A 21,994-nucleotide genomic window follows, 5' to 3' on the forward strand; every position below is an offset into this window, starting at 1 on the left:
GCCCTGACGGCCTGTCCCGGACGGTGCGGCCCTGCGGGTCAGGTCTCGACCGCTACGACTTCCCGCCGCCGCCGGACTTCCCCGGCGTCACGACCGACAGCGGGCTCGTGATCGACTCGAGCGACTTCCGCTCGGCCGACACCCCGAAGACGAAGGCGATCACGCCTCCCACGAGCATGATGCCCGCGCCGAGGAAGTACCCCGCCGTCAGCGGCCCACGGTCGGTGCCGTCGCCGATCAGCGAGCCGTAGAGCGTCGGGGCGACCGCGCCGGCGATCTGGCCGAGGGCGAAGAAGTAGCCGATCACCTGGCCGCGCAGCTCGAGCGGGAAGATCTCGCTCACCGTGAGGTAGGCCGAGGAGGCGCCCGCCGACGCGAAGAAGAACGACACGCACCAGAACACGGTCTGGGTCGTCGCGCTCAGGACGTCCATGTGGAACAGCACGGCCGACACGGCGAGGACGACCGCCGAGACCCCGTAGGTCAGGAAGATCATCTGACGGCGGCCCCACGTGTCGAACAGGTGGCCGAGCAGCAGCGGGCCGAGCAGGTTCCCGATCGCGAACGGGAAGAAGAAGTACTGCGTCGACGCCGGGTCGGTGCCGTAGAAGTTCTGCAGGACGAGCGCGTAGGTGAAGAAGATCGCGTTGTAGAGGAACGACTGCGTGATCATCATCGTCGCGGCGACGAGGGTGCGCTTCGGGTAGTCCTTGATCAGGGTGCGGAAGATGACGCTGAACGGGATCCGTCCCTGGTCGGTCACCTCGAGCGCCTGGTCGTCGCTGACCGGCTCGAGGGTGCGTCCCTCGGCCTCGACGCGGCGCTCGATGTCGGTGACCGTCGCCTCCGCCTCCTCTTCCCGGCCGTGGGTCATCAGCCAGCGCGGGCTCTCGGGGATGTGCCGCCGCAGGTAGATGATGACCAGGCCGAGCACCGGGCCGATGAAGAAGCCGATCCGCCAGCCGACGTTCTCGGCGAAGTAGTCGGTGTTCAGCAGGAAGAGGTTGGCCGCCGAGCCGAGGGCCGCGCCGCCCCAGTAGGTGCCGTTGATCGCGATGTCGACGCGGCCGCGGTAGCGCGACGGGATGATCTCGTCGATGGCCGAGTTGATCGCGGCGTACTCGCCGCCGATGCCCATGCCGGCGATGAACCGGAAGACGGCCAGGAACGCGAAGTTCGGCGAGAGCCCGGCCAGGCCGCTGGCGACCAGGTAGATCGCGAGCGTGAGGATGAAGAGCTTCTTGCGGCCGAGCGTGTCGCTCAGCCGGCCGAAGATCAGGGCCCCGGCCACCTGGCCGAGCAGGTAGATCGTGCCGAGGTAGCCGACCTGTGCGGCGGACAGGCCGAGGTCGGCCTGGAACCCGGCGGAGGCGACGATCTGGATCTCGAGGCCGTCCAGCACCCACGAGAAGCCGAGCCCCACGACGATCGTCCAGTGGAACTTCGTCCAGGGGAGGCGGTCCATGCGGGCCGGGACCAGGCTGCGGACGCTGCCGCCACCTCCTCGGGCCGTGGTCGACGACGAACTGCTCATGGTGATCTCCCCTGTGCGCGGTGTGCATCCGTGCAGAGGATGCACGGACACCGGTGACGGTACTCCCGGCGCCGGACGCACGACCGCCCTCCCCGGTGGTCGGGGAGGGCGGTCGTGGGAGGTGCGGCTAGTGCGCGACGATCGACTCGGCGCCCTCGGTCACCGGGGGCCTGCGGACGAAGAACGCCCCGACCACGGCGAAGAGCGAGATGATCGCGCCCACCAGGAACGCGGCGCGGACGCCGGCGCTCGCGGCGGCGATGTCGCCCGCCCCGCCGCTCGCCGCGGACACGGTGGCCAGGGTCATGACGGTCACGAACACGGCGGTGCCGGCCGCGCCCGCGACCTGCTGCACCGTGCCGACGATCGCCGAGCCGTGCGAGTAGAGGCGGCCGGGCAGCGAGCCGAGGCCCGACGTGAAGAGCGGCGTGAACATCAGCGCGAGGCCGACGCTGAGGGCGACGTGCGCGCCGAGCACCATCGGGATGGGCGTCGACTCGGACACGGTCGAGAGGAACCACAGCACCGCGCTGACGAGCATCGTGCCGGGCACGAGCAGCACGGTCGGGCCGTGCTTGTCGAAGATCCGGCCGACGATCGGCGAGAGCACGCCCTGCAGCAGGCCGCCGGGCAGCAGGAGCAGTCCGGTCGCCAGCGGGTCGAGGCCGTGGACGTTCTGCAGGTAGATCGGCAGCACGATCAGGGTGCCGAAGAGGGCGATCATGCCGACGCCGAGCACGAGGACCGACGTGGTGAAGGTGCGCGACAGGAAGGTGCGGAGGTCGAGCAGCGCCTTGTCGTCACGCTGGAGCGCGCGCTGGCGCAGGACGAACGCGAGCAGGGCGACGACCCCGACGCCGATCGGCAGCCACGCCGGCACGGCCGCCTCGGCGCCCTCACCGATCGAGCTGAGCCCGAACACGATGCCGCCGAACGCGAAGGCGGACAGGATCACCGAGAAGACGTCGAGCGGCACCGCGCGGGGGGTGGTGACGTTCTTGACGCGCGCGGCGCCGAGGGCGAGGGCGCCCAGCGCGATGGGCAGCACGAGGATGAACATGAAGCGCCACTCGAAGACGCTGAGGATGAGGCCCGAGATTGTCGGCCCGATGGCCGGGGCCACCGAGATGACGATCGAGATGTTGCCCATGGTGCGGCCGCGGGTCGCCGCGGGCACGAGCGTGAGCACGGTGGTCATCAGCAGCGGCATCATGATCGCCGTGCCGGACGCCTGCACGACACGGCCGAGCAGCAGCACGCCGAAGCCGGGCGCGATCGCCGAGATGGCGGTGCCGAGGCTGAACAGGCTCATCGCGGTGATGAAGACCGGGCGCGTGTTGAACCGCTGCAGCAGGAACCCGGTGATCGGGATGACGACCGCCATCGTCAGCATGAAGCCGGTCGTCAGCCACTGGCCGGCGGTCACGGTGATGTCGAGGTCACGGGTGAGGCTCGGCAGGGCCACGCCCATGATCGTCTCGTTGAGGATGACGACGAAGGCGCTGACGAGCAGCAGGCCGATGACGAGCTTGTTGCGGGCCGCGAGGCCTGCGTCGTCCCCGTCGGGGGTCGCGCCGACCGAGCCGGTGTCGGCGGCGGTGGACGCGGCGGTGTCGCTCGTCATGTGATCTCCCTGGGGGGCTGGCGGGTCGCGGGGGCGGTGTCTCGCCGTCGAGACACCGGTGCAGCGCTCGACAGGCGTCGTTCATTCCCGATCTGAGGTGAACGGCAGGGGCCGGACGGCAGAGCAGCCGGCCGAGCAGCCGGCCGAGCTGACGACAGGCGGGCACGAGGCGAGGGGCCGACGCGACCGGGTGGTCGCGTCGGCCCCTGCCGTCGAGGAGGCGCGGCTGCGGACTAGACGTCGCGTCGCTTCACGAGGGCGAGCGCGATCGCGAACAGCACCACGACCCAGCCGACCAGCACGAGCAGCGCCTGCCACGGCTCGAGCACGAGCGAGCCGTCGACGCCCGGCATCGTGAGCATCGAGGTGCCGTCGAGCGGGTAATCGTAGAGGCGGGTCGCGGCCTGGGGCGGCGTGAACTCGTTCAGCGTGTAGACCCAGCCCTTGGCGATGAGGCCCTGTGCGATGCCGAAGATGATGGGCAGCACGAAGACGACCCCGATGGCGGCGGCGATGCCGGCGGCTCCGTTCCGGATGATCGCGCCGAGGCCGAACGAGATCATCGCGGTGAAGGCCACGGCCGCGGCGGCGCCCACGACGGAGACCCACAGTCGGCCGTCGGCGAGGTCGACGTCGACGCCCTGCCCCGCGAGGAGCGGCGTCGCGACCAGGAGAGCGATCGCCAGCGCGACGAGCGAGACGACGAAGGTGCTCGCGCCGACGAGCACGACCTTGGCGACGAGCGCAGGGGTGCGACGGGGCACCGCCGTGAACGTCGACCGGACCATGCCGGTGCCGTACTCGCCCGTGATGACGAGGGCGCCGAGCACGGCGGCGACCAGCTGGGCGAAGGGCGACCCGAAGGTGATGATCGTGACCGCGACGGACTGCTGCTGGTCGGGCGTCGCCTCCGAGCCGGTGAAGACCGACGACAGCGCGGCGCCGAGGGCGGCGAAGCCGATCAGCAGGACGGCGATGACGGCGAAGCACCAGGCGGTCGAGCGGAGGCTGCGGAGCTTGATCCACTCCGAGCGGAGCACGTGGGCGAACGAGACGCCTGAGCCCGCCGTGTGGGCGTGGGACGTCGGGCGGGGCGTGGTGGTCGTGGTCATCGCGTCGCTCCCGACGTCGTGGCGGATGCGTCGTCGGCGGCCGCGGGGGCGCCTCCTGCGTGGGCTGTGCCTCCCGCGTGGGCTGTGCCTCCCGCGTGGGCTGTGCCTCCCGCGTGGTACTCGACCGAGTCCTGGGTGAGGGTCATGTAGGCCTCCTCCAGCGATCGGACCATCGGGGTGAGCTCGTGCAGCACGATGCCCTGGGCGGCTGCGGCCTCGCCGACCTGTGCGGCGGTGACGCCCCGGAGGTCGAGCGCGCCGTCCTCGGTCGTCGTCACGACGACCTCGGTGCGGCTGCGGAGCAGGTCGGACAGCTGGGCGAGGTGCGGGCTGCGCACGCGCACGCCGTCGCCCGACGCCTGGGCGATGACGCTGCTGACGGGGGCGTCGGCCAGGACCCGGCCGCGGCCGAGGACGATGAGGTGGTCGGCGGTCTGCGCCATCTCGCTCATCAGGTGGGACGAGAGGAAGACGGTGCGGCCCTCGCTGGCGAGGTGGCGGGCGAGCGTCCGCACCCACACCACGCCCTCGGGGTCGAGGCCGTTGACGGGCTCGTCGAAGATGAGGGTCGCCGGGTCGCCGAGCAGCGCGGCGGCGATGCCGAGGCGCTGGCCCATGCCGAGCGAGAAGCCGCCGACGCGCTTCTTCGCGACGGACTCGAGGCCGGTCAGGGCGATGACCTCGCGGACACGGGCCTTGCCGATCCCGTGCGTGGCGGCCATCGCGAGGAGGTGGTCGTGGGCGCTGCGGCCGCTGTGCACGGCCTTCGCGTCGAGCAGCACGCCGACCTCGCGGAGCGGAGCCCGGTGGTCGGCGTAGGGGCGGCCGTTGACCGTCACCGAGCCCGAGGTGGGCCGGTCGAGCCCGACGATCATGCGCATGGTGGTCGACTTGCCCGCGCCGTTGGGGCCGAGGAACCCCGTGACGACGCCGGGTCGCACGGTGAAGCTGACGTCGTCGAGCGCCACCTTCGAGCCGTATCTCTTCGTGAGTGATCGAGCTTCGATCATGGGTGGGTGCCTCTCGTCGTCGTGCGGGTGTCGTCGCCCCGGGCATGCATCGTCGCGTCCGGGGGCTGCCGACCTGCGTCGAGACTAGGAGAGGGGCACGGCCGCCGACATCCGCCGACCGGACGACACCCGCCGACGGCGGCCTGCGACCACCGGGGGAGGAGGCACCCGCGAGCGCGCTGTCGTTACACTCGCCCGGTGACGACAGCCACCCTCCTCGCCTCCCTGCCCCTCGCCTCCGGCGGCTTCCTGCTCTTCGACCCCGAGGCGCTGCTGCCTGCGCTGGGCCCCTGGGCGCTCGCGGGCATCTCGCTGATGGTGTTCATCGAGTCGGGCGTGCTGTTCCCGTTCCTGCCGGGCGACTCGTTGCTGTTCACGGCCGGGCTGCTGCACGAGGCCCTCGAGCTGCCGGTCTGGCTGATCGCCCTCTGCGCCTTCGCCGCCGCGTTCCTCGGCGACCAGGTGGGGTACTTCCTCGGCAACCGCTTCGGCCGGCGCTGGTTCAGACCCGACGCGCGCGTGCTGAAGACGGCCCACCTCGCCAAGGCCGAGGCGTTCTTCGCCAAGTACGGCGGCCTCTCGCTCATCCTCGGCCGCTTCGTGCCCATCGTCCGCACCTACGTGCCGCTCGCCGCGGGCACGGCCGGCTACCGCTACCCGGCGTTCCTCGCGTTCAACGTCATCGGCGCGTTCCTCTGGGCCGTGGGCCTCACGGTGCTCGGCTCGCTGCTCGGCGGCGTGCCGATCATCGCCGACCACATCGACGTCTGGGCGATCGTGATCGTGCTCGTCTCGGTGCTGCCGATCCTGATCACCGTGCTCCGCAAGGCGATCTCGGCGCGGCGCGCGACGCCCACGCCCGGCGCCTGAGCCGAGCCGGGCCGCCGTGACGTCGCCGACCGGCCTGCCGGCCCCGGGTCCTGAGCCGCTCGCCGTCGACGCCGCCGTCGAGATGGTCGTCGGTCTCCGGGCCGAGACAGGTCGTCGCGTCGTGGTCGGCCTCGCGGGCGAGCCGGGCAGCGGCAAGAGCACGACCGCCACGCTGCTCGTCGAGGCGCTCGTCGCGGCCGGCACCCCGGCCGTCGTCGTCCCGATGGACGGCTTCCACCTCGCCGGCGCGACCCTGGCGCGCCTAGGCCGGCTCGACCGCAAGGGCGCGATCGACACGTTCGACGGGACGGGCTGGCTCGCGCTCCTCCGTCGCATCCGACAGGTCGAGCCCGGCGAGACGGTCTGGGCGCCCGACTACGTCAGGGGCCTCGAGGAGGCGGTCGCCGGCTCGATCGAGGTCGGCCCCGACGTCGAGGTCGTCGTCGTGGAGGGCAACTACCTGCTCGTCGACGACGAGCCGTGGCGGAGCGCCCGCGCCGAGCTCGACCTCGCCTGGTGGGTGGAGGTGCCGCAGCCCGAGAGGCTGCGGCGGCTCGTCGCGCGGCACGTGCGGCACGGCATGGCCGAGGAGGCGGCGCTCGCCTGGGCGACCGGGCCCGACGAGCGCTCGGCCGCGCTGGTCCGTGCCGCCCGCGAGCGCGCCGACGCGGTGCTCGCCGGCTGACCCGCGCCCGGGGCGGCGTCGGCGGCCGTCCGTAAGGTGGTGAGCCATGCGCCTCTACCTCATCAGACACGGTCAGACCCCCGACAACGTCCGCGGAGAGCTCGGCACCACCGTGCCCGGCCCCGGCCTCACCGACCTCGGCCTCGAGCAGGCCGCCGCGCTGCCCGAGGCACTCGCCGCGGCGGGCATCGGCGCGCTGTCGACCAGCACCATGGTGCGGACGCAGCTGACCGCCGCGCCGCTCGCCGCCTCCCTCGGCCTCGTGCCGACCGTCCGTGACGGCCTCCGCGAGGTCGAGGCGGGCGAGCTCGAGCTCCGCTCCGACCAGCAGGCCGTGTCCACCTACCTCGGCACCGTGCTGCGCTGGGTCGACGGCGACCTCGACGCCCGCGTCCCCGGCGCCGAGGACGGCCACGCGTTCTTCGCCCGCTTCGACGGGGCGGTCGACGAGGCCGTCGCGGGCGGCCACGACGTCGCGGCCGTCGTCAGCCACGGTGCCGCGATCCGGGGCTGGGCCGGGCGACGGGCGTCCAACGTCGACGCGGCGTTCGTGCGCGCCCACCAGCTGGCGAACACCGGCGTGGTGGTGCTCGAGGGTGCGCCGTCCGACGGCTGGGTGATCGTCGAGTGGGCGGACGAGCCGGTCGGCGGCGTCCTGCTCGCCGACCCGTCCGCGTCCGACCCGACCGGCGACGCCGCCTGATCGGAGGCAGTCGGTCGGGCCTGGACGGGGGACAAGAACGGGGGCTCCTGTGACTCGTGTGACTCGAGTGAAGTCGTGTGGCCCCAGCTCTGGGGGTCGCTGGGTGACACGCGAACCTTCTACCTCGGGTTTACCCTCGCCCTCTTCCGCCGTAGGGTGGTCACGCATCCGACCTCGGTGACGAGCTGCCGACCGGCAGCTCCCCGCAGGTCGCCCCCCTCGAGTCAGGACACGACCACGTGAGTTCTCTGCCGCCTGCACCGCTGCTCCCGGCCCTGCGTTCGCGCAGCGCGTTCACCGTCGTCTCGACGATGCTCCTCGCGCTCGTCTTCGTGGTCGCAGGTGTCGTGGTCGGCGGCTCGCCCGCACGCGCGGCGACCTACCCCACCTGGGACGACGTCAAGGCCGCCCAGGCGAACGAGTCGTCCAAGCAGGTACAGATCTCCGAGCTGCAGGGGCTGCTCGACCAGCTCCAGTCCGACGCGGTGAACGCACAGGCCGAGGCCGAGCGCCTGGGCGCCGCGTTCCAGGCTGCACAGGACCTCGCCGACCAGGGCGCCGCGAAGCTCGCCGAGCTGCAGGCGCAGGTCGACGAGAAGAACGCCATCGCGGACGAGAGCGAGAAGCGCGCCGGTCAGGTCTCGGCCCAGCTCGCCCGCACCGGCGGCGGCGACGTCTCGACGCAGCTGGTCGGCGACGGCGAGGCCGCCGACGACCTGCTCTACCGTCTCGGCGCCATGAGCAAGATCACCGAGCAGGCCGACGGCATCCGTGAGCAGGCCGTCTCCGACCGCAACGTGGCCCAGTCGCTCGGCGACCAGGCTGCGGTCGCGAAGGAGGCGCTGGTCGGCCTCCGCGACACGGCGCAGGTCTCGATGGACGAGGCGCAGGCGGCGGCCGACGCCGCCACGGCCGCGGTGACCGCGCAGCAGGAGAACGAGTCGCGCCTCCAGGCCCAGCTGGCCGTGCTGCAGGACACGACCGCACAGACCCAGGAGCAGTACGAGGCCGGCGTCGAGGCGGAGCGCCAGCGCATCGCCGCCGAGCAGGCCGCCGCTGCGGCCGAGGCCGCTCGCCAGGCGGAGGAGCTCCGTCAGCAGCGTGCCGCCGCGGCGGCCGCGGCTGCGGCGGCTGCCGCCGCGCGCCCTGCCCCGAGCGCCGGCGCCCCTGCCCCTGCTCCGGCGGCGCCCCCGGTGTCGTCCGGCGGAGGCGGCGGGTCGGGATCCGGCTCCGGCTGGGTCCGGCCCAGCGGCGGCGGCATCTCGAGCGGCTACGGCTACCGCGTGAACCCCGTCTCGGGCCAGTGGAAGCTGCACGACGGCATCGACCTGGCGCCCGGCTGCTCCACGCCGATCTACGCGGCGGCCTCCGGCACGGTCAACTACGCCGGTGCCTACGGCGGCTACGGCAACTACGTGCGCATCGCCCACAGCGGCGGCCTCAGCACGGCCTACGGCCACATCGTCAACGGCGGCATCAAGGTGCGCAACGGCCAGTCGGTGGTCGCGGGCCAGCTCATCGCCCTCGTCGGCTCCACCGGCAACTCGACCGGCTGCCACCTCCACTTCGAGACGCGCGTCAACGGTGCCTCGACCGACCCGGTGCCGTTCATGGCCGCCCGGGGCGTCAGCCTGCGCTAGCGGGCCCCGGCTCACGCGCGCCGGTCGACCGGCCCCGGCCCCGGCACGACCTGCACGTCGTGCACGTCGTGCAGGTGGCGTCCGGGCAGCGATGGCAGGATGTCTCGGTGACGAACGCCGCTCCTCCTGCCCCGGTCTCCCCTCAGCCCTCAGCCCACGAGGCCGGCGTCCCCGCCGCCTCGTCCGGGGCAGCGCTGCACGTGCAGCACGTCGCGTGGGACGACCCTCGGGCCCTCGAGCTCCGGGCGCGCATGGACGCCGAGATGAACGAGCGCTACTCCGACCCCCACGTCGTGGAGGACCCGGCGGTCACGGCCGCCCGTGACGACGCCCTGCGCGTGCACCCCGAACAGGTCCACGCCACCGTGCTCGTCACCGATGACGCGGGCCGTGCCGTCGCGCACGCCGTGCTGCGCGACCTCGACGGCGAGTGGGAGGTCAAGCGCGTCATCGTCGACTCCGCCGAGCGCGGCCGTGGCCTCGGCCGCGTGCTGATGGCCGAGGTCGAGGCCGTCGCCCGGGCAGGCGGGGCACCGCGGCTGATCCTCCAGACCGGCGACCGCCAGCCGGAGGCCGTCCGCCTCTACGAGCGGGTCGGCTACCGGCCGATCCCGACCTACGAGCCCTATGTCGAGGCGCTCCCGAACTCGATCTGCTTCGAGAAGGTGCTGGTCGCCCTCTAGGCTGGGCGCGATGATCACGCGACGAGACGCTGCCCTGCAGCTCGACATCCCGATCGAGATGGCGGTGCGGCACGGCATCCCCGCGAGGCTCACGCTCGACGAGCTGCTCGCGCTCGAGAAGTCCCCGCCCGCGTGGCTGCTGCAGTCCCGGGCGAACCGCACGGGCAAGCCCGTCTGGGTCGATCTCGCCTGCGTGGTGTGCGGCTACCACGAGGCCGCCCGGCCGAAGAAGTGGTGGCCCTCGTGGACGCACCTCAGCTGCGACGACCACGGCGTGGACGAGCTGCCCGAGCCCGAGCAGGGCACGGCGCGCAGCGAGGTCGCCGGTGTGGGCAGCCGTTTCGTGGCCATCGTCGACGAACGGCCGTAGCCCCCGTCCTGGCGCCGCGCCGGTCCGTCCCGGCCGAGGTACGAGTCCGCCCGGCCGGTCAGTCGCGGTAGCCGACCGACGCGGGCGCGTCCAGGCCGGCGAGCAGGTGCACGAGTGCCTGCCGCGCGTCGTCGGCGAGCATCTGCCGCTGGATGTGCTGGTCGTGCCAGTGGACCAGGTCGGCCGGGACGACGCCGGTCTCCTCCGCGGCCGGGCCGGCCTCGACGTCGTCGGCCACCACGTAGCGGAACGCCCAGGGGTCGCCCTCGTCGGCCAACGTGGTCCGGTGCCCGAGCAGGCGGCCCGTCGAGACCTCGACGAGGACCTCGTGGCCGGGGTCGCCGGGGTCGGGCAGGCGGACGTCGACCCGTCCGCGACCGGACTCCGTGTCCGGCCCGGCGACACGGGTGCCGAGGACCGCCGTGCCGGTCGTGTTCCCGGGGGCGCCGTCCGGGTCGCTGGCGGCCTCGTCGTCCGCCCGCGCCGAGGTGGATCGAGGAGGTGCGCTCCGGTCGAGCCCCGACACGACGTCGTCGACCACCCGGGTCACCGCGACGTCGACGGCATCGCCCTCGGACGCGAGGCGTCGCGCGGCAGCGCGGAGCCACTCCTCGAGGACGACCAGGTCGTCGGACGAGAAGGGCTCCGGCTCGAGCGAGTGCACCGAGAAGTCGGCAGCCTCGACCGACCACTCCCACGACAGCACGACCCGCACCATCGCGGTGCTGCAGGGGAGCAGCGCCAGCACGCCTCGTCGCAGTCCGGGCGTCCAGTGCAGCTCCGGGTCGTCCAACAAGGGACGGACGAGGTCGGCCGACGCCCTCGCGTCGGCCGGCACGTCGAACTCCACCACCACGTCGCGCCAGGGGGTCGCCCGCTCCGGCACGGCGTCGTGCTCGCGCCGGACGGTCAGGACGGTCGCGGGATCGTCGGTGAGGGGTCGTGGGCCCCGGGCGTCGGGGGCGTCACGGGCGGCAGGGTCGGCAGGCACGAGGACGGATCCTGCCACGCCCACCTCCAGCCGAGCCGAGTCGACCGCGCTGAGCCGAGCCGGGCCGAGCCGGTCCGGGCCGGGCCGAGCCGACCCGAGCCGGGCCGAGCCGACCCGAGCCGGGCCGAGCCGAGCCGGGCCGGGCCGAGCCGAGCCGGCCCGGGATCCGACCCGACCCGGCGTGCCCGGCTAGAACGTCAGCTGGTCGGGCGAGTCGAGCGGCACCCACCCCTCGGGCAGCCCCGACGGCGGCCGGACCGTCGGGACGACCTGCAGCGAGTCGGCCTCGGCCAGCTGCGCGAGCTCGAGCCCGGTCAGCGCGGCGATGTCGCGCACCGGCACCTGGAAGGTGCGGTACGGCCCGAGCGGGGGCAGCTCGCCCTCGTCGTCGGCCCGCGCCGTCGCCTGCCCGAGGTCGGCGTCGTCGAGCTGGGGCGACTGGTCGAGCAGGTAGCCGGAGGTCCGCAGCGCGGCGCCGTCGCGCGTCGCCCAGGCTGCGATCTTCCAGAACCGGAGCGGCAGCTGGACGCCCCGGTAGGTCGGGTCGTCGGGATGGAGCACCGGCCCGGTCAGCACGGTGAGGCGCTGCTGGTGCACGGCCGCGTACGCGAGCACGAGGTCCTCCAGGCCGAGCCAGAGCTCGGACGACTGGTTGAAGTCGCCCGCCTGCGGCGCCGCGTTCGTGTAGGTGAACGTGTCGAGGTTCGCGCGCGACGCGATCGCCGGCGTGCCCCAGACCGGGTCACGGCGTCGCACGAGGTGGCCGCGGTCGAGGTCGTTGCGGGCGTAGACCTCGGGCCCGCACTGCTCGTCGACGGCGACCCGCTCGTCGAGGTGCCAGTCGTCGCCCCGCTCGAGGTCGACGAGCGAGGACCCGTCGACGTTCACCGCGGTCAGGGCCGCGAGGCGTCGGCGTGGGTCGAGCAGCACGGTGAAGTGCGCGTAGGTGAGCTCGCGCACGGCACGAGGGCCTGGGCGGGGCAGCGGCACCGGCACGGCGAGGAACCCGGGGTCGTACCCGAGGGCGGCCGCCGCCTCCGGCTGGTCGTCTGCGATCGTCATGCGCGCCTCCTGGTGCTCGGTCGGTGGTCTGGCCCATCGTGCACCGCACCTCCGACACCGGGCCGTGCCCCCCGGGCCCCCGGAGCCGCCTCAGCTCAGGCGCGGGCGACGAGCGCCGTCTCGCAGAGCCGCCGCAGCTCAGCGGGGCCGCCGCGCCGCACGGCCGCGCGCTGCCGCTCGGCGCCCGTCCCGTCGGTCGTCACGCGGTCGAGCAGGGAACGCGTCCGTTCGTGGTCGCCCGACGCGTCGAGTGCGTCGCCGACGTGGACGAGGAGGCGGTGGAGCACCTCCCGGGATCCGCGCAGCTCCCCGGCGACGGGGTCGAGCAGCTCGCCGCCGAGCCCGTCGCGCGCGGCGTGCCAGAGACCGGCGTCGAGCAGCTCGGGCTCGACCTCGAGCGGGGCGACGTCCGCCTCGGCCTCCGCGCGGGCCGTGTCGACGAGGGCACGCACCAGGATCGCGGCGAGCAGGGCCCCGCCCGTGTCGAGCTGGGCGTCGGCGACCCGGACCTCGACGGTGGGGTGGCCCTCGGCGAGTCGGGCGTTCCACCAGATCGTGCGCGTGTCGTAGGTGCCGCCGACGCCGACGAGTCGACGGATCCGGCGGTCGTAGTCGGCCGCGTCCCTGAAGGGAGGCGGGCAGCCGCCGGTCGACCAGCGCCTCATGTGCATCGCGCGCCAGCTCGCGAAGCCGGTGTCGGCGCCGTGCCAGTACGGCGAGTTGCCGGTGAGGGCGAGCAGTGTCGGCAGCCAGGTGCGCACCCGGTTCAGCACGGCGACGCCGACGTCCCGCGTCGGCACCCCGACGTGGACGTGCGTCCCGTTGATGAGGTGGTCGGTCACCAGGCCGCGGAACTCCTCCTCGACTCGGTGGTACCGCTCGGTGTCGGTCACCGCCGGCCAGCCGCTGCACATGAATGGCGTGCCGACCCCGGCGGCGACGACGCCGCGCCTGCGCGCCTGGGCGGCGAGACGGGTGCGGAAGGTCACGAGGTCCGCCTCGGCCTGGTCCATCTGCGTGAAGACGGGGCTCGACCGCTCGATCTGCGACGCCAGGAACTCGTGGCTGACGAACTTCGACCCGTGGGCCGAGCCCAGCAGCTCGGCGTGCACGGAGGCGGCGACGTCGGCCGGCGTCAGGGTCACGGGGTCGACCAGGATGAACTCCTCCTCGATGCCGAACGTCGTCATGCGGGCCCCTGTCGTCGGGGGGATGCTAACGACCCAGCCGGGGAGCGGCCGTCGATCGGCCGAGAGGCGCCCGTGACGACGGGGTACGCGCGTCCTGTTCGCGGAGACGGGCGAGACGCCCGGGCGGGACCCGTCCGACGTCAGTCGGCGAGGATCGCGTAGAGCGCGCGCCGCGTCTCGTCGAGCTTGGCGGTGGCGGCCGCGCGCTGCGCGTCGGTCACGCCGGAGCGGAACTGCTGCACGACGCCGAAGAGCTTGCCGAGGCTCTCGCGGAACTCGTCGGAGGCCTCGTCGCCGGACGTGGCGGCCCAGGCCGCCTCGACGGCGTCGGCGTGCTCGGCCACGTAGGCGCGACCGGCCTCGGTGAGCGAGTACTCGCCCTTGGCGGCTTCGTCGCCCGCGACGATGAGCTCTTCGTCGACGAGCTGCTGCAGCGTGGGGTAGACCGAGCCGGGGCTCGGCTTCCAGACGCCGTCGGTGCGCTCGGCGATGGCCTTGATCAGGCCGTAGCCGTTCGACGGGGCGTCGGCGAGCAGCGACAGGACCGCGAGGCGGACGTCGCCCTTGCGGGCGCGGCCGCGGCCGCCGCGGTGGCCGCCGGGGCCGAAGCCGGGGAACCCGGGGAAGCCGCCGAAGGGACCGGGGCCCCCGGGGCCGAATCCGGGGCCGAAGCCGGCGCCGCCGGGTCGGCCGCCGCGGGCGAAGGGGCGGCCGAAGCGCCCGCCGCCGGCGAAGCGGTCGTGCTGGTCACGGCGGTCGGAGTGGTCGGGGTGGTCAGGGTTCAGGTGGTGGTGTGCGTTGCCCATGGGGAACGTCCTCTCGATCTCAAGTCTGTGTCGCGCTCGTTGTCGCGATGTGTCAAAGATATGTCGCTGACTATCGCTTGTCAAGGGCGAAAAAAGGAGGAGGCGCACCCCGGTGGGGGTGCGCCTCCTCAGCCCTGCCGATCGGCTGGTCGGCGAGCCGGCCGGCTAGCTGGCCGGTGCGACGCCGAACGCCGTGGCGAGCTTCTCGATCTTCTGTGCGCGGCCGAGACGGGGCAGGTCGCTGCCGTCGCGGATGACGCGGCCGCGGCCCTCGAAGTCGGCCAGGAAGTCCTGGGCCCAGGCGACGTCGGACGGCGTGGGGCTGATGACCTCGTTGATGACGGGCAGCTGCTCGACGTCGAGGCAGAGCTTGCCCGTCAGGCCGAGCGCGACGGCGACGCCCGCCTGCTCGCGGAGCACGGGGTGGCTGCTGCCGACGGTGGGGCCGTCGATCGGGCCGGGCAGGCCGCCGATGCGGCTCGCGACGACCAAGCGGGAGCGCGGGTAGGCCATGGCGAGGTCGTCGGCGCTGGTGCCCGTGTCGCGGCGGTAGTCGCCGCTGCCGAAGGCCAGGCGGAACGCACCGCGCGCCTTCGCGATCGAGGGGCTCTCCTCGATGCCCAGCGCGGACTCGACCAGCGCGAGGACCCGCACCGCGCCTCCCAGCCGGTCGAACGTCTCGGTGACGTGCTCGGGCGCCTCGGTCTTGGCGAGCATGACGCCCTGGAGGCCCGGCAGGCCGAGGAGGGCGTCGACGTCGTCCGACCAGAAGTCGGTCGAGCGGTCGTTGATCCTGACCCAGGCGCTGCCGCCGGCCGTGAGCCAGGCGACCACGTCGTCCCGGGCGGCGGGCTTGCGGGCCGGGTCGACGGCGTCCTCGATGTCGAGCACGATCTGGTCGGCGCGGGAGCGCGCGGCCTGGTCGAATCGCTCGGGGGCCGTGCCGGGCACGAGCAGCCACGAGCGGGCGATGTCGGCCGGCGGCTTCGAGCGGCCGGTCGCGGTCGAGCCCGTCGTGGTCGAGCCCGTGGCGGCGGAGCCGGACGGGGCGGCGTCGGGGGCGCCGGCGGTGGTGGCTGTGTCGGTCATGGGACGTCCTCGTCTGTCTCGTCGTCGCGTCTCGCCGGGTCCGCTCGTCGCGGGCGGCGTGCCCCACCACGCTACCGGCCCGTCCGGAGCACGCGGGCGACGGCGCGCAGCGACGCGCGGCCACGGGTCTCCGCTCGGCAGGCGAGGGGTCCAGCCCTGTCGCGGCTGTCGGGCGTACCGTTCAGGAAGACCACAGGCGACACCCGGGGTCACGGCGCACCGGCGACGTGCCCCCGGGGCGTCGCGAGGCCACGATCACGAGGAGCTGCCATGACCGACGCGAACACCCCGAGAGACCGCGCCGACGAGGGCGACGCCCGCGACCGCGCCCCGCGCGAGCCCGCCCGCGACCCGCTCGACGACGCGCCGCTGACCCGCGACGACCGCGACGCCGACACGGGCGATCGCCCCGCCGCAGACGGCCCCGCCGTCGACTTCGGCGCCCCGGCCGCCGACCGGCCCGCCGTCGACTTCGGCGCACCGTCCGATGGGCCCGCCGAGCCCGCCGTCGCACCCGAGGACCGCGTCGACGACTCAGGAACGGGCGACCGCGACGGCGCTGCGGAGCGTCGCGCTGACGACACGTCGACCGCGTCTCCCGACTCTTCGACGGGTCCGGCCGCGCCGCCCGCCGTCGCGTTCGGCGACGGCCCCGCCGACCGGGCGAGCGACACGGGCTCCGACGAGCGTGCGTCGTCCGACCACTCGGACACCGAGGTCCTCCACGATCGGGTCGAGCCCGCGCCCCGCGACGATGCCGACCTGCGGGACGACGACCGCGCCGACCGTCGTGACGACGCCGACCGTCGTGACGACGCCGACCGTCGTGACGACGCCGACCGCGCGGACGACGCCGACCGTCGTGACGACGAGGCCCGGGTCGTCCCGCCCGTCGTCGCGCCGACGCCCCCCGCGTCGCGCGCCTGGTCCGCCTCGCCCCAGGACGACTCCGGCCGTCCCCTCCACGACGACGACGCCCTCCGCGCCGCCGAGGCCCACCGTGCCCCCGGCGACGACGGCTCACGGGTCCACCGCGACGCCGCGGACGACGGTGACCGACGCGACGACTCGCCGACCGTGGTCGCCCCCGTGGCGACGCCCGGCCGCGGCGACGACGCCCCCACCTCCTCGTGGCGCACCGACGACGGTCGTGTGGCCGGTCGTCCGGGCGCCGGTCCGGCCACCGGTTCGCAGGCCTACCCACTGGTGGCCGAGACCGCGGACCCCGTGGCGCTCCGCCGCGAGCTGCTCACGGAGCAGAAGCAGGAGTTCTCCGGCATCCGCTTCGGCGCCGGCCTCCTCGGCTGGTTGGCCGCGACGGGCTTCGGAGTCTCCGTGTTCGTCGTCTTCGCCGCGATCGCGTCCGCCGTCGTCGCCGCCTCGTCCGGCTCAGGCTCGGGGGGCTTCCGCGGCTACCTGGGCGAGAACGCCGAGGTCCTCTCGATCACGACCGGGATCGTCGTCCTCGTGATCGTCTTCGCCGGGTACTTCGTCGGCGGGTTCACGGCGTCGCGCGTCGCCCGGTTCTCCGGCTTCAAGCAGGGCCTGGCCACCTGGCTGTGGGGCCTCGTCATCACGATCGTCGTCGGGGTGATCGGCGCCGTCGTCGGCGTCCAGGCCGGCGACCAGTCCGCGCCGAACCCGATGATCCCCTCCCTGGACGACATGTCGTCGACCTCGGTCGAGTCGTTCGTCTTCCTGGGCCTCCTCGTGGTGCTGAGCTTCGTCGGGGCCGTCCTCGGCGGCCTCCTCGGACAGCGCTGGCACCGCAAGGTCGACCGCTTCGTGCCCGACCACCAGGTCTGATCCCCTCGGGTCCCGACGGCCGGTCGCCCGGCCGTCAGGATCGTCCGGCCACGCCGGATCCGCGACACCGAACCACAGGCACAGCGACACCGAACTACAGGCACAGCGCCACCGAACCACAGGCACAGCGACACGCAAAGGACCCTCATGCACCTCCTCGACCGCTCCTCCCTCGTCCGCAGCACGCTCGTCGTCGTCGCCGCGGGCACCCTCGTGCTCGGCCTCGCGGCGTGCTCGTCCACCTCCGACTCGGAGAGCAACAACACCGCGCCGACGCACCCCGTCAACGCGACCGAGCCCGCCGAGGAGTCGACGGAGGAGCCCCTGGCGACGATCCCGGCGCTCACGGGCGGCGTGGACACCCAGGTCGCCGTCGACGCCTCGTTCGTCGACGCGCTCGGCACCCTCGGCCTCACCCCCGGGGTCGTCGGGACCGCGACGTTCACCGACGGCACGTTCTCGTTCCCGATCACGGGCGGCAACGTGACCTACTACGACCCCGAGGGCGATGTGCGCCCCTACGTGCAGGGCAACATCGACCACGACGACTCGGGCCTGTCGCTGACGGCCGCCGACGGCACCGTCGTCGAGCTGAGCGACTTCCGCATCGACCCGGGCGAGAGCAAGCTCTACGGCACCGTCACCGCGAACGGGACGATCGCGGCGCAGGACGCCTACCTGTTCACCCTCTGGGGCGGCACCCTGGAGCCCCTCCAGATGGAGGGTGCCAACGCGGTGCTCGAGGGCACGACCGTCCACGTCAGCCCCGACGCGGCGGCCCTGCTGAACGCCACGTTCGACACCGACGCGGTCCAGGACCAGATGCTCGTCGGCGTCGCGAAGATCACCGTCGCGACCGAGTAGCCGGGCAGGAACACCCGCGTCGCCACCTCGACGCCGGGACAGGAGCCCTGTGCCGCGTCTGCGGGACGGGGCTCCTCGCTTTCCCCGACCCGCGCCTCCTCCGCATCCCCTCGGCGAGGGTCAGGGCAGACAGTTTCGAGGCTCAGCAAGGACAAGTTCGGCATGCCGAAACCTGTGTAGGGTCGAGGCATGGCGACGTCACGACCCCCCGGCCCCGCCGTGCAGGAGGCGCCCGACCGTCGACCGGCACGGCGCCCGCACCCGAGGCCGCGCGGCACCCTGCTCGGCCCGGCGTTCGTCGCCGCGATCGCGTACGTCGACCCGGGCAACGTCGCGGCCAACCTGACCGCCGGCGCCCAGTTCCAGTACCTGCTGCTGTGGGTGCTGGTCGCCGCGAACGCGATCGCGGTGCTCGTGCAATACCTGTCGGCCAAGCTCGGCGTGGTCACGGGGCAGTCGCTGCCCGAGGTGATGGGCCGCCGGCTCCCTCGCCCCGCCCGGCTGGCGTACTGGGGCCAGGCCGAGGTCGTCGCGGCGGCCACCGACGTCGCCGAGATCATCGGCGGGGCACTGGCGCTGCAGTTGCTCTTCGGCGTCCCCCTCGTCGTCGGCGGCCTGATCACGGGCGCCGTGTCGCTCGGACTGCTGATGCTGACGCAGTACCGCGGGGGCCACGTGTTCCAGTCGGTCATCATCGGGATGCTGGCGATCCTCACCGTCGGGTTCTGCGCCGGCCTGTTCTTCTCGCCGCCGTCGGGCCCGGGCATGCTCGAGGGGCTCGTGCCGCGCTTCGAGGGGGCGCAGTCGGTGCTGCTGGCCGCCTCCATGCTGGGGGCGACCGTGATGCCGCACGCCGTCTACCTGCACTCCGCCCTCGTGCGCGACCACCACGGCACCGTCACCGAGGGCGACGACCGTCGTCGGGTGCTGCGGGCCACGCGATGGGACGTCGTGCTGGCGCTCGTCGTCGCCGGCGGGGTCAACATCTCGATGCTCGTGCTGGCCGCCTCGACGCTGCCCGGCCGCACCGGCACCGACACCATCCCGGGTGCTCACGACGCCATCCGCGACGCCCTCGGGCCGGTCGTGGGCGTGCTCTTCGCCGTGGGGCTGCTCGCGTCGGGCCTCGCCTCGACCTCGATCGGCTCGATGGCCGGCGCCGAGATCATGCACGGGCTGCTGAAGGTGCGGGTGCCCCTGTTCGTGCGCCGTGTCCTCACGCTCGTGCCTGCCCTGGTGCTGCTCGCGACGGGCGTCAGCCCGACCTGGCTGCTGGTGCTGAGCCAGGTGGTGCTGAGCTTCGGGATCGCGTTCGCCCTCGTCCCGCTCGTCGTGGTGACGAGCGACGCCCGCCTGATGGGCACGGGGCGGAACGCGACCGGCACGCGCGTCGCCGCGTGGGCGGCGATCGCGGTCGTCATCGCGCTGAACGTCGCGCTGATCGTCCTGACGGTGACGGGCGGGGCTAGGCGCCCGCCGCCTCGTCCTCGTCGGCCCGGCGTCGCTCGGCGCGGTCGTGGGCGGCGAGCATCGCCTCCGCGTGCTCGGACTTGGCCTCGCCGACGGCGGCGTCGTCGCCACGGGCGATGGCGACGCCTTCGCGGACGGTGGCCAGCACCGCCTTGGCTGCCTCCTCCGGGGTGAAGTCGAACTCGCCCCGCTCGGTGCCGTCGCCGGCGTCCGTGTAGTGCTGCAGCTCATCGCCCTCGCCGGGCCGCGGGGGCTGCTCGGCGTGCTCGACGCAGAGCCGCGCCACCTCCTCCGCGTGGGCGTGCATGACGGAGTGGGCCGCGCCGGGCATCTCCCAGAGCCGCGACGACGGCACGAGCCGTCCGATCTGCTCGACCCAGCTGCGCGGCGCGACCGCGTCGTGCTCGCCGCGGATGACGAGGGTGTGCGCCCGCACCTTCGGCAGCTGCTGCTCGATCGGGTAGGTCATCATCTTCGGCAGCACCTGCGAGAACCAGTGCACCCCGCAGACGAGGTAGGCCCGCAGGGCGAGCACCTTGACCCGGCCGGGCTCGTGCCAGGCGGCCTGCAGGAACCGCCGCGCGGCGACCGTCACGCGCCGCTCGGCGGGGTTCACGACGGGGCCGATCAACACGAGCGTCGACAGCTCGGGGCGGCGGGCCGCGAGGTCGGTGACGATCTGGGTGCCCATGGAGTGCCCGACCACGATCGGGTCCTTGAGCCCGAGGTCGTCGATGGCGGCGCCCACGAGGTCGGCGAACTGGCGGATCGTCAGGGCCTTGCGGGGATGCGTCACGCCCGCGAAGCCCGGCAGGTCGAGGGCGTGCACGGGGCCGAACGAGTTGAGGTTCGGGGCCAGCCGCTCGAAGTAGTCGGACGAGACCCCGATGCCGGGGACGAGCACGAACGGGCGATCGCCGGTCGTGCCGATGGTGCTCACCCGCACCCAGAGCTCGCCGCGCTCGACCCGGCTGACGCGCACGCGGGTGCTGGACTCGTCGCGGCCTCGCCTGCGCGCGCGGGTGCGTGTGACGGCCATGCGCCTCCTCGTCGGTGTCCGCGCCGCAGCGCTGCCGGGGCAGGAGGTGCGGGACGGTGGGCGACCAGTCTCGCACCCCGGCGCGGGCCGGGGCTCAGCGCCGCAGGACCGGGTCGAGCGCGCGGAGGTTGCGATGCAGCAGGAGGCGCAGCGCGAGCCCGGACGTCGGGCCCGCCAGACGCATCCACCAGGCTCCCGGGCGCCAGACGACGCGGATGTCGAGGGTGACGCGGTCGTCGGGGTGGTGCGTGACGAGGTAGCTCTCCCAGCCGCGCTGCGGGTGGCCGACCAGGGCCGCGTGCAGGAACCCCGTCGAGCGGGGGAGCACCGGCGCGCCGCCGTGCCGCACCGGTCCGCGTGCGTCGGCGGACTCGTCCGCGTCGTCGGCGACGGGCTCGTCGTCGAGCACCCGGACGACCTTGCACGCGACCCGGGGGCGCAGCGGCCCGAACGGGATCGCCCAGGAGCTGACCGCGCCGACCCGGACCCGGTCGGGCACCTGCAGAGCCACGAAGCCGGAGCCCCGGTGCACCTGCCAGCCGAGGACGGCGTCCCCGGCGGTCCGCGCGTCATCCCCGCCGTGGCCGACGAGTCGCGAGACGGCCGTCACGTGGAAGCCCTCCGGGACGGGGCCCGACAGCGTCGGCTCACCCTCGAAGGCCCACGCGTCGACGAACCCGGTCGGGACGCTCTGTGACGACATGGGTCGAGCCTGGCACGTCCGTCGGCGCCGCTCGGGCAGGATCGGCGGATGACGACGAGCGCGCCCGGGTTCCTGCTGCTGCACGGCTGGCAGAACAGGCGCCCTGCCGACCACTGGCAGCACCTCCTCGCCGACGAGCTGCGGGGGCGTGGCCTCGCCGTGCGCTACCCGCAGCTGCCCTCGCCGGACGAGCCCGACCTCGCGGCCTGGGAGGCGGCGGTCCGGTCGGAGCACGCCGCTCTCGGCCCCGGCCCCGTGACGGTCGTCTGCCACAGCCTCTCGACCCTGCTCTGGCTGCGCATCCAGGCCGGGGCCCGCCCGCTCGCGGCCGACCGGGTCGCGCTCGTGTCGCCTCCGTCGCCCGAGCTCATCGCCGGGCAGGACGCCGTGCACGCGTTCGTCGACGGCGGCGGCAAGGACGGCGTCGGCGTCGGTGACGTCGACGGCGTCGGTGACGGTGACGGCCCGGACGCGGATGCAGGTGCGCCGGACGCCCTGCTCTTCGACGGCCGTCTGCTGGCGACGGGTGCCGTCGGGGACTCGGTCGTCGTGGCCGGCGACGACGACCCGTGGCTGCCCCTGGGCCTCGGCGACACGTGGCGCGGCCGCCTCGACGGCCGGCAGGTCGTGGTGCGCGGCGGCGGGCACCTCACGCCCGACTCCGGCTTCGGGGCGTGGCCGGCGATGACCGCGTGGGCCCTGGGCCAGCGAGGAGAGGTCGCTCTCGGCTGACGTGCACGGCG

General features: G+C 73.8%; 20 protein-coding genes and 1 pseudogene. 10 read left to right on the forward strand and 11 right to left on the reverse strand.

All coding sequences use genetic code 11. The annotated features are described in order from the left end of the window. Positions 1–52: 52 nt before the first annotated feature. From ACZZ97_RS02480 to ACZZ97_RS02495, 4 genes are all read right to left on the reverse strand, one after another. Positions 53–1,534, reverse strand: a complete 1,482-nt coding sequence (locus ACZZ97_RS02480) for an MFS transporter (RefSeq protein WP_463472191.1) — start codon at positions 1,532–1,534, stop codon at positions 53–55. A gap of 127 nt (positions 1,535–1,661) precedes the next feature. After that, positions 1,662–3,158: a DHA2 family efflux MFS transporter permease subunit gene (locus ACZZ97_RS02485; protein ID WP_463472192.1), complete on the reverse strand. Its 1,497-nt coding sequence runs from the start codon at positions 3,156–3,158 to the stop codon at positions 1,662–1,664. 233 nt (positions 3,159–3,391) lie between these two features. Further along, positions 3,392–4,270, reverse strand: coding sequence for an ABC transporter permease subunit (locus tag ACZZ97_RS02490; RefSeq protein WP_314103485.1), 879 nt, complete (start codon positions 4,268–4,270; stop codon positions 3,392–3,394). After that, a complete protein-coding gene (locus ACZZ97_RS02495) occupies positions 4,267–5,280 on the reverse strand; it encodes an ABC transporter ATP-binding protein (protein WP_314103483.1) in 1,014 nt (337 codons plus the stop codon). The genes ACZZ97_RS02490 and ACZZ97_RS02495 overlap by 4 nt, the downstream gene beginning before the upstream one ends. Before the next feature lie 198 nt (positions 5,281–5,478). On the opposite strand from ACZZ97_RS02495, the gene ACZZ97_RS02500 reads away from it, so the two are divergent. The 6 genes from ACZZ97_RS02500 (at position 5,479) to ACZZ97_RS02525 (ending at position 10,231) form a co-directional block, all read left to right on the forward strand. Further along, a complete protein-coding gene (locus ACZZ97_RS02500; RefSeq protein ID WP_146898931.1) occupies positions 5,479–6,150 on the forward strand; it encodes a DedA family protein in 672 nt (223 codons plus the stop codon). A 16-nt stretch (positions 6,151–6,166) separates the two neighbouring features. Next, a complete protein-coding gene (locus ACZZ97_RS02505; protein ID WP_463472193.1) occupies positions 6,167–6,835 on the forward strand; it encodes a nucleoside/nucleotide kinase family protein in 669 nt (222 codons plus the stop codon). A gap of 46 nt (positions 6,836–6,881) precedes the next feature. Continuing rightward, complete coding sequence (locus tag ACZZ97_RS02510) at positions 6,882–7,538, forward strand: histidine phosphatase family protein (protein WP_463472194.1); 657 nt, start codon at positions 6,882–6,884, stop codon at positions 7,536–7,538. Between the two features lie 239 nt (positions 7,539–7,777). Continuing rightward, a complete protein-coding gene (locus ACZZ97_RS02515) occupies positions 7,778–9,178 on the forward strand; it encodes a peptidoglycan DD-metalloendopeptidase family protein (protein WP_463472195.1) in 1,401 nt (466 codons plus the stop codon). Between the two features lie 107 nt (positions 9,179–9,285). Beyond that, positions 9,286–9,861, forward strand: a complete 576-nt coding sequence (locus ACZZ97_RS02520; protein ID WP_463472196.1) for a GNAT family N-acetyltransferase — start codon at positions 9,286–9,288, stop codon at positions 9,859–9,861. A gap of 10 nt (positions 9,862–9,871) precedes the next feature. Further along, on the forward strand, positions 9,872–10,231 hold the full coding sequence (locus tag ACZZ97_RS02525; protein WP_314104616.1) for a hypothetical protein: 360 nt from the start codon (positions 9,872–9,874) through the stop codon (positions 10,229–10,231). 58 nt (positions 10,232–10,289) lie between these two features. Here the strand turns inward: ACZZ97_RS02525 and ACZZ97_RS02530 are convergent, their stop codons facing one another. The 5 genes from ACZZ97_RS02530 to ACZZ97_RS02550 all read right to left on the reverse strand — a co-directional run bounded on the left by ACZZ97_RS02530 (position 10,290) and on the right by ACZZ97_RS02550 (position 15,369). Next, positions 10,290–11,240, reverse strand: a complete 951-nt coding sequence (locus ACZZ97_RS02530; RefSeq protein ID WP_463472197.1) for a hypothetical protein — start codon at positions 11,238–11,240, stop codon at positions 10,290–10,292. Between the two features lie 171 nt (positions 11,241–11,411). After that, a complete protein-coding gene (locus ACZZ97_RS02535; protein ID WP_463472198.1) occupies positions 11,412–12,284 on the reverse strand; it encodes a DNA/RNA non-specific endonuclease in 873 nt (290 codons plus the stop codon). Between the two features lie 95 nt (positions 12,285–12,379). Continuing rightward, positions 12,380–13,474: a carboxylate-amine ligase gene (locus tag ACZZ97_RS02540; protein ID WP_463472199.1), complete on the reverse strand. Its 1,095-nt coding sequence runs from the start codon at positions 13,472–13,474 to the stop codon at positions 12,380–12,382. 140 nt (positions 13,475–13,614) lie between these two features. After that, entirely contained in the window at positions 13,615–14,280 is a 666-nt protein-coding gene (locus tag ACZZ97_RS02545; protein ID WP_463472200.1) for a PadR family transcriptional regulator, read from the reverse strand. A gap of 165 nt (positions 14,281–14,445) precedes the next feature. Continuing rightward, positions 14,446–15,369: an HpcH/HpaI aldolase/citrate lyase family protein gene (locus ACZZ97_RS02550; protein ID WP_192042230.1), complete on the reverse strand. Its 924-nt coding sequence runs from the start codon at positions 15,367–15,369 to the stop codon at positions 14,446–14,448. Between the two features lie 270 nt (positions 15,370–15,639). Here ACZZ97_RS02550 and ACZZ97_RS02555 point away from each other — a divergent pair, with 270 nt between their 5' ends. From ACZZ97_RS02555 to ACZZ97_RS02565, 3 genes are all read left to right on the forward strand, one after another. After that, positions 15,640–17,175 carry a hypothetical protein gene (locus tag ACZZ97_RS02555; protein ID WP_463472201.1) on the forward strand — a complete coding sequence of 512 codons (1,536 nt, stop codon included), beginning with the start codon at positions 15,640–15,642 and terminating at the stop codon, positions 17,173–17,175. A gap of 147 nt (positions 17,176–17,322) precedes the next feature. Then, positions 17,323–18,039 (forward strand): hypothetical protein, encoded by a 717-nt coding sequence (locus ACZZ97_RS02560; RefSeq protein ID WP_463472202.1) that lies wholly within the window; start codon positions 17,323–17,325, stop codon positions 18,037–18,039. A 189-nt stretch (positions 18,040–18,228) separates the two neighbouring features. Continuing rightward, a complete protein-coding gene (locus ACZZ97_RS02565) occupies positions 18,229–19,683 on the forward strand; it encodes an Nramp family divalent metal transporter (RefSeq protein ID WP_463472203.1) in 1,455 nt (484 codons plus the stop codon). 163 nt (positions 19,684–19,846) lie between these two features. On the opposite strand, the pseudogene ACZZ97_RS02570 reads toward ACZZ97_RS02565, so the two are convergent. Both ACZZ97_RS02570 and ACZZ97_RS02575 read right to left on the reverse strand, forming a co-directional pair. Then, positions 19,847–20,548 (reverse strand): annotated as a pseudogene (locus ACZZ97_RS02570) (alpha/beta fold hydrolase); the annotation flags it as partial. Positions 20,549–20,642: 94 nt separating this feature from the next. Continuing rightward, positions 20,643–21,251: a DUF1990 family protein gene (locus ACZZ97_RS02575; protein WP_463472204.1), complete on the reverse strand. Its 609-nt coding sequence runs from the start codon at positions 21,249–21,251 to the stop codon at positions 20,643–20,645. Positions 21,252–21,299: 48 nt separating this feature from the next. Here ACZZ97_RS02575 and ACZZ97_RS02580 point away from each other — a divergent pair, with 48 nt between their 5' ends. Next, positions 21,300–21,983 (forward strand): RBBP9/YdeN family alpha/beta hydrolase, encoded by a 684-nt coding sequence (locus ACZZ97_RS02580; protein WP_463472205.1) that lies wholly within the window; start codon positions 21,300–21,302, stop codon positions 21,981–21,983. The last annotated feature ends 11 nt before the right edge of the window (positions 21,984–21,994 follow it).

This window comes from Frigoribacterium sp. AC512 (assembly GCF_979258295.1).

Bases quoted from the DNA above. Each gene is read 5' to 3' on its own strand.
- ACZZ97_RS02480 (WP_463472191.1), bottom strand. From the start codon at position 1,534: ATGAGCAGTTCGTCGTCGACCACGGCCCGAGGAGGTGGCGGCAGCGTC.
- ACZZ97_RS02485 (WP_463472192.1), bottom strand. From the start codon at position 3,158: ATGACGAGCGACACCGCCGCGTCCACCGCCGCCGACACCGGCTCGGTC.
- ACZZ97_RS02490 (WP_314103485.1), bottom strand. From the start codon at position 4,270: ATGACCACGACCACCACGCCCCGCCCGACGTCCCACGCCCACACGGCG.
- ACZZ97_RS02495 (WP_314103483.1), bottom strand. From the start codon at position 5,280: ATGATCGAAGCTCGATCACTCACGAAGAGATACGGCTCGAAGGTGGCG.
- ACZZ97_RS02510 (WP_463472194.1), top strand. From the start codon at position 6,882: ATGCGCCTCTACCTCATCAGACACGGTCAGACCCCCGACAACGTCCGC.
- ACZZ97_RS02525 (WP_314104616.1), top strand. From the start codon at position 9,872: ATGATCACGCGACGAGACGCTGCCCTGCAGCTCGACATCCCGATCGAG.
- ACZZ97_RS02535 (WP_463472198.1), bottom strand. From the start codon at position 12,284: ATGACGATCGCAGACGACCAGCCGGAGGCGGCGGCCGCCCTCGGGTAC.
- ACZZ97_RS02540 (WP_463472199.1), bottom strand. From the start codon at position 13,474: ATGACGACGTTCGGCATCGAGGAGGAGTTCATCCTGGTCGACCCCGTG.
- ACZZ97_RS02545 (WP_463472200.1), bottom strand. From the start codon at position 14,280: ATGGGCAACGCACACCACCACCTGAACCCTGACCACCCCGACCACTCC.
- ACZZ97_RS02550 (WP_192042230.1), bottom strand. From the start codon at position 15,369: ATGACCGACACAGCCACCACCGCCGGCGCCCCCGACGCCGCCCCGTCC.
- ACZZ97_RS02555 (WP_463472201.1), top strand. From the start codon at position 15,640: ATGACCGACGCGAACACCCCGAGAGACCGCGCCGACGAGGGCGACGCC.
- ACZZ97_RS02560 (WP_463472202.1), top strand. From the start codon at position 17,323: ATGCACCTCCTCGACCGCTCCTCCCTCGTCCGCAGCACGCTCGTCGTC.
- ACZZ97_RS02565 (WP_463472203.1), top strand. From the start codon at position 18,229: ATGGCGACGTCACGACCCCCCGGCCCCGCCGTGCAGGAGGCGCCCGAC.
- ACZZ97_RS02575 (WP_463472204.1), bottom strand. From the start codon at position 21,251: ATGTCGTCACAGAGCGTCCCGACCGGGTTCGTCGACGCGTGGGCCTTC.
- ACZZ97_RS02580 (WP_463472205.1), top strand. From the start codon at position 21,300: ATGACGACGAGCGCGCCCGGGTTCCTGCTGCTGCACGGCTGGCAGAAC.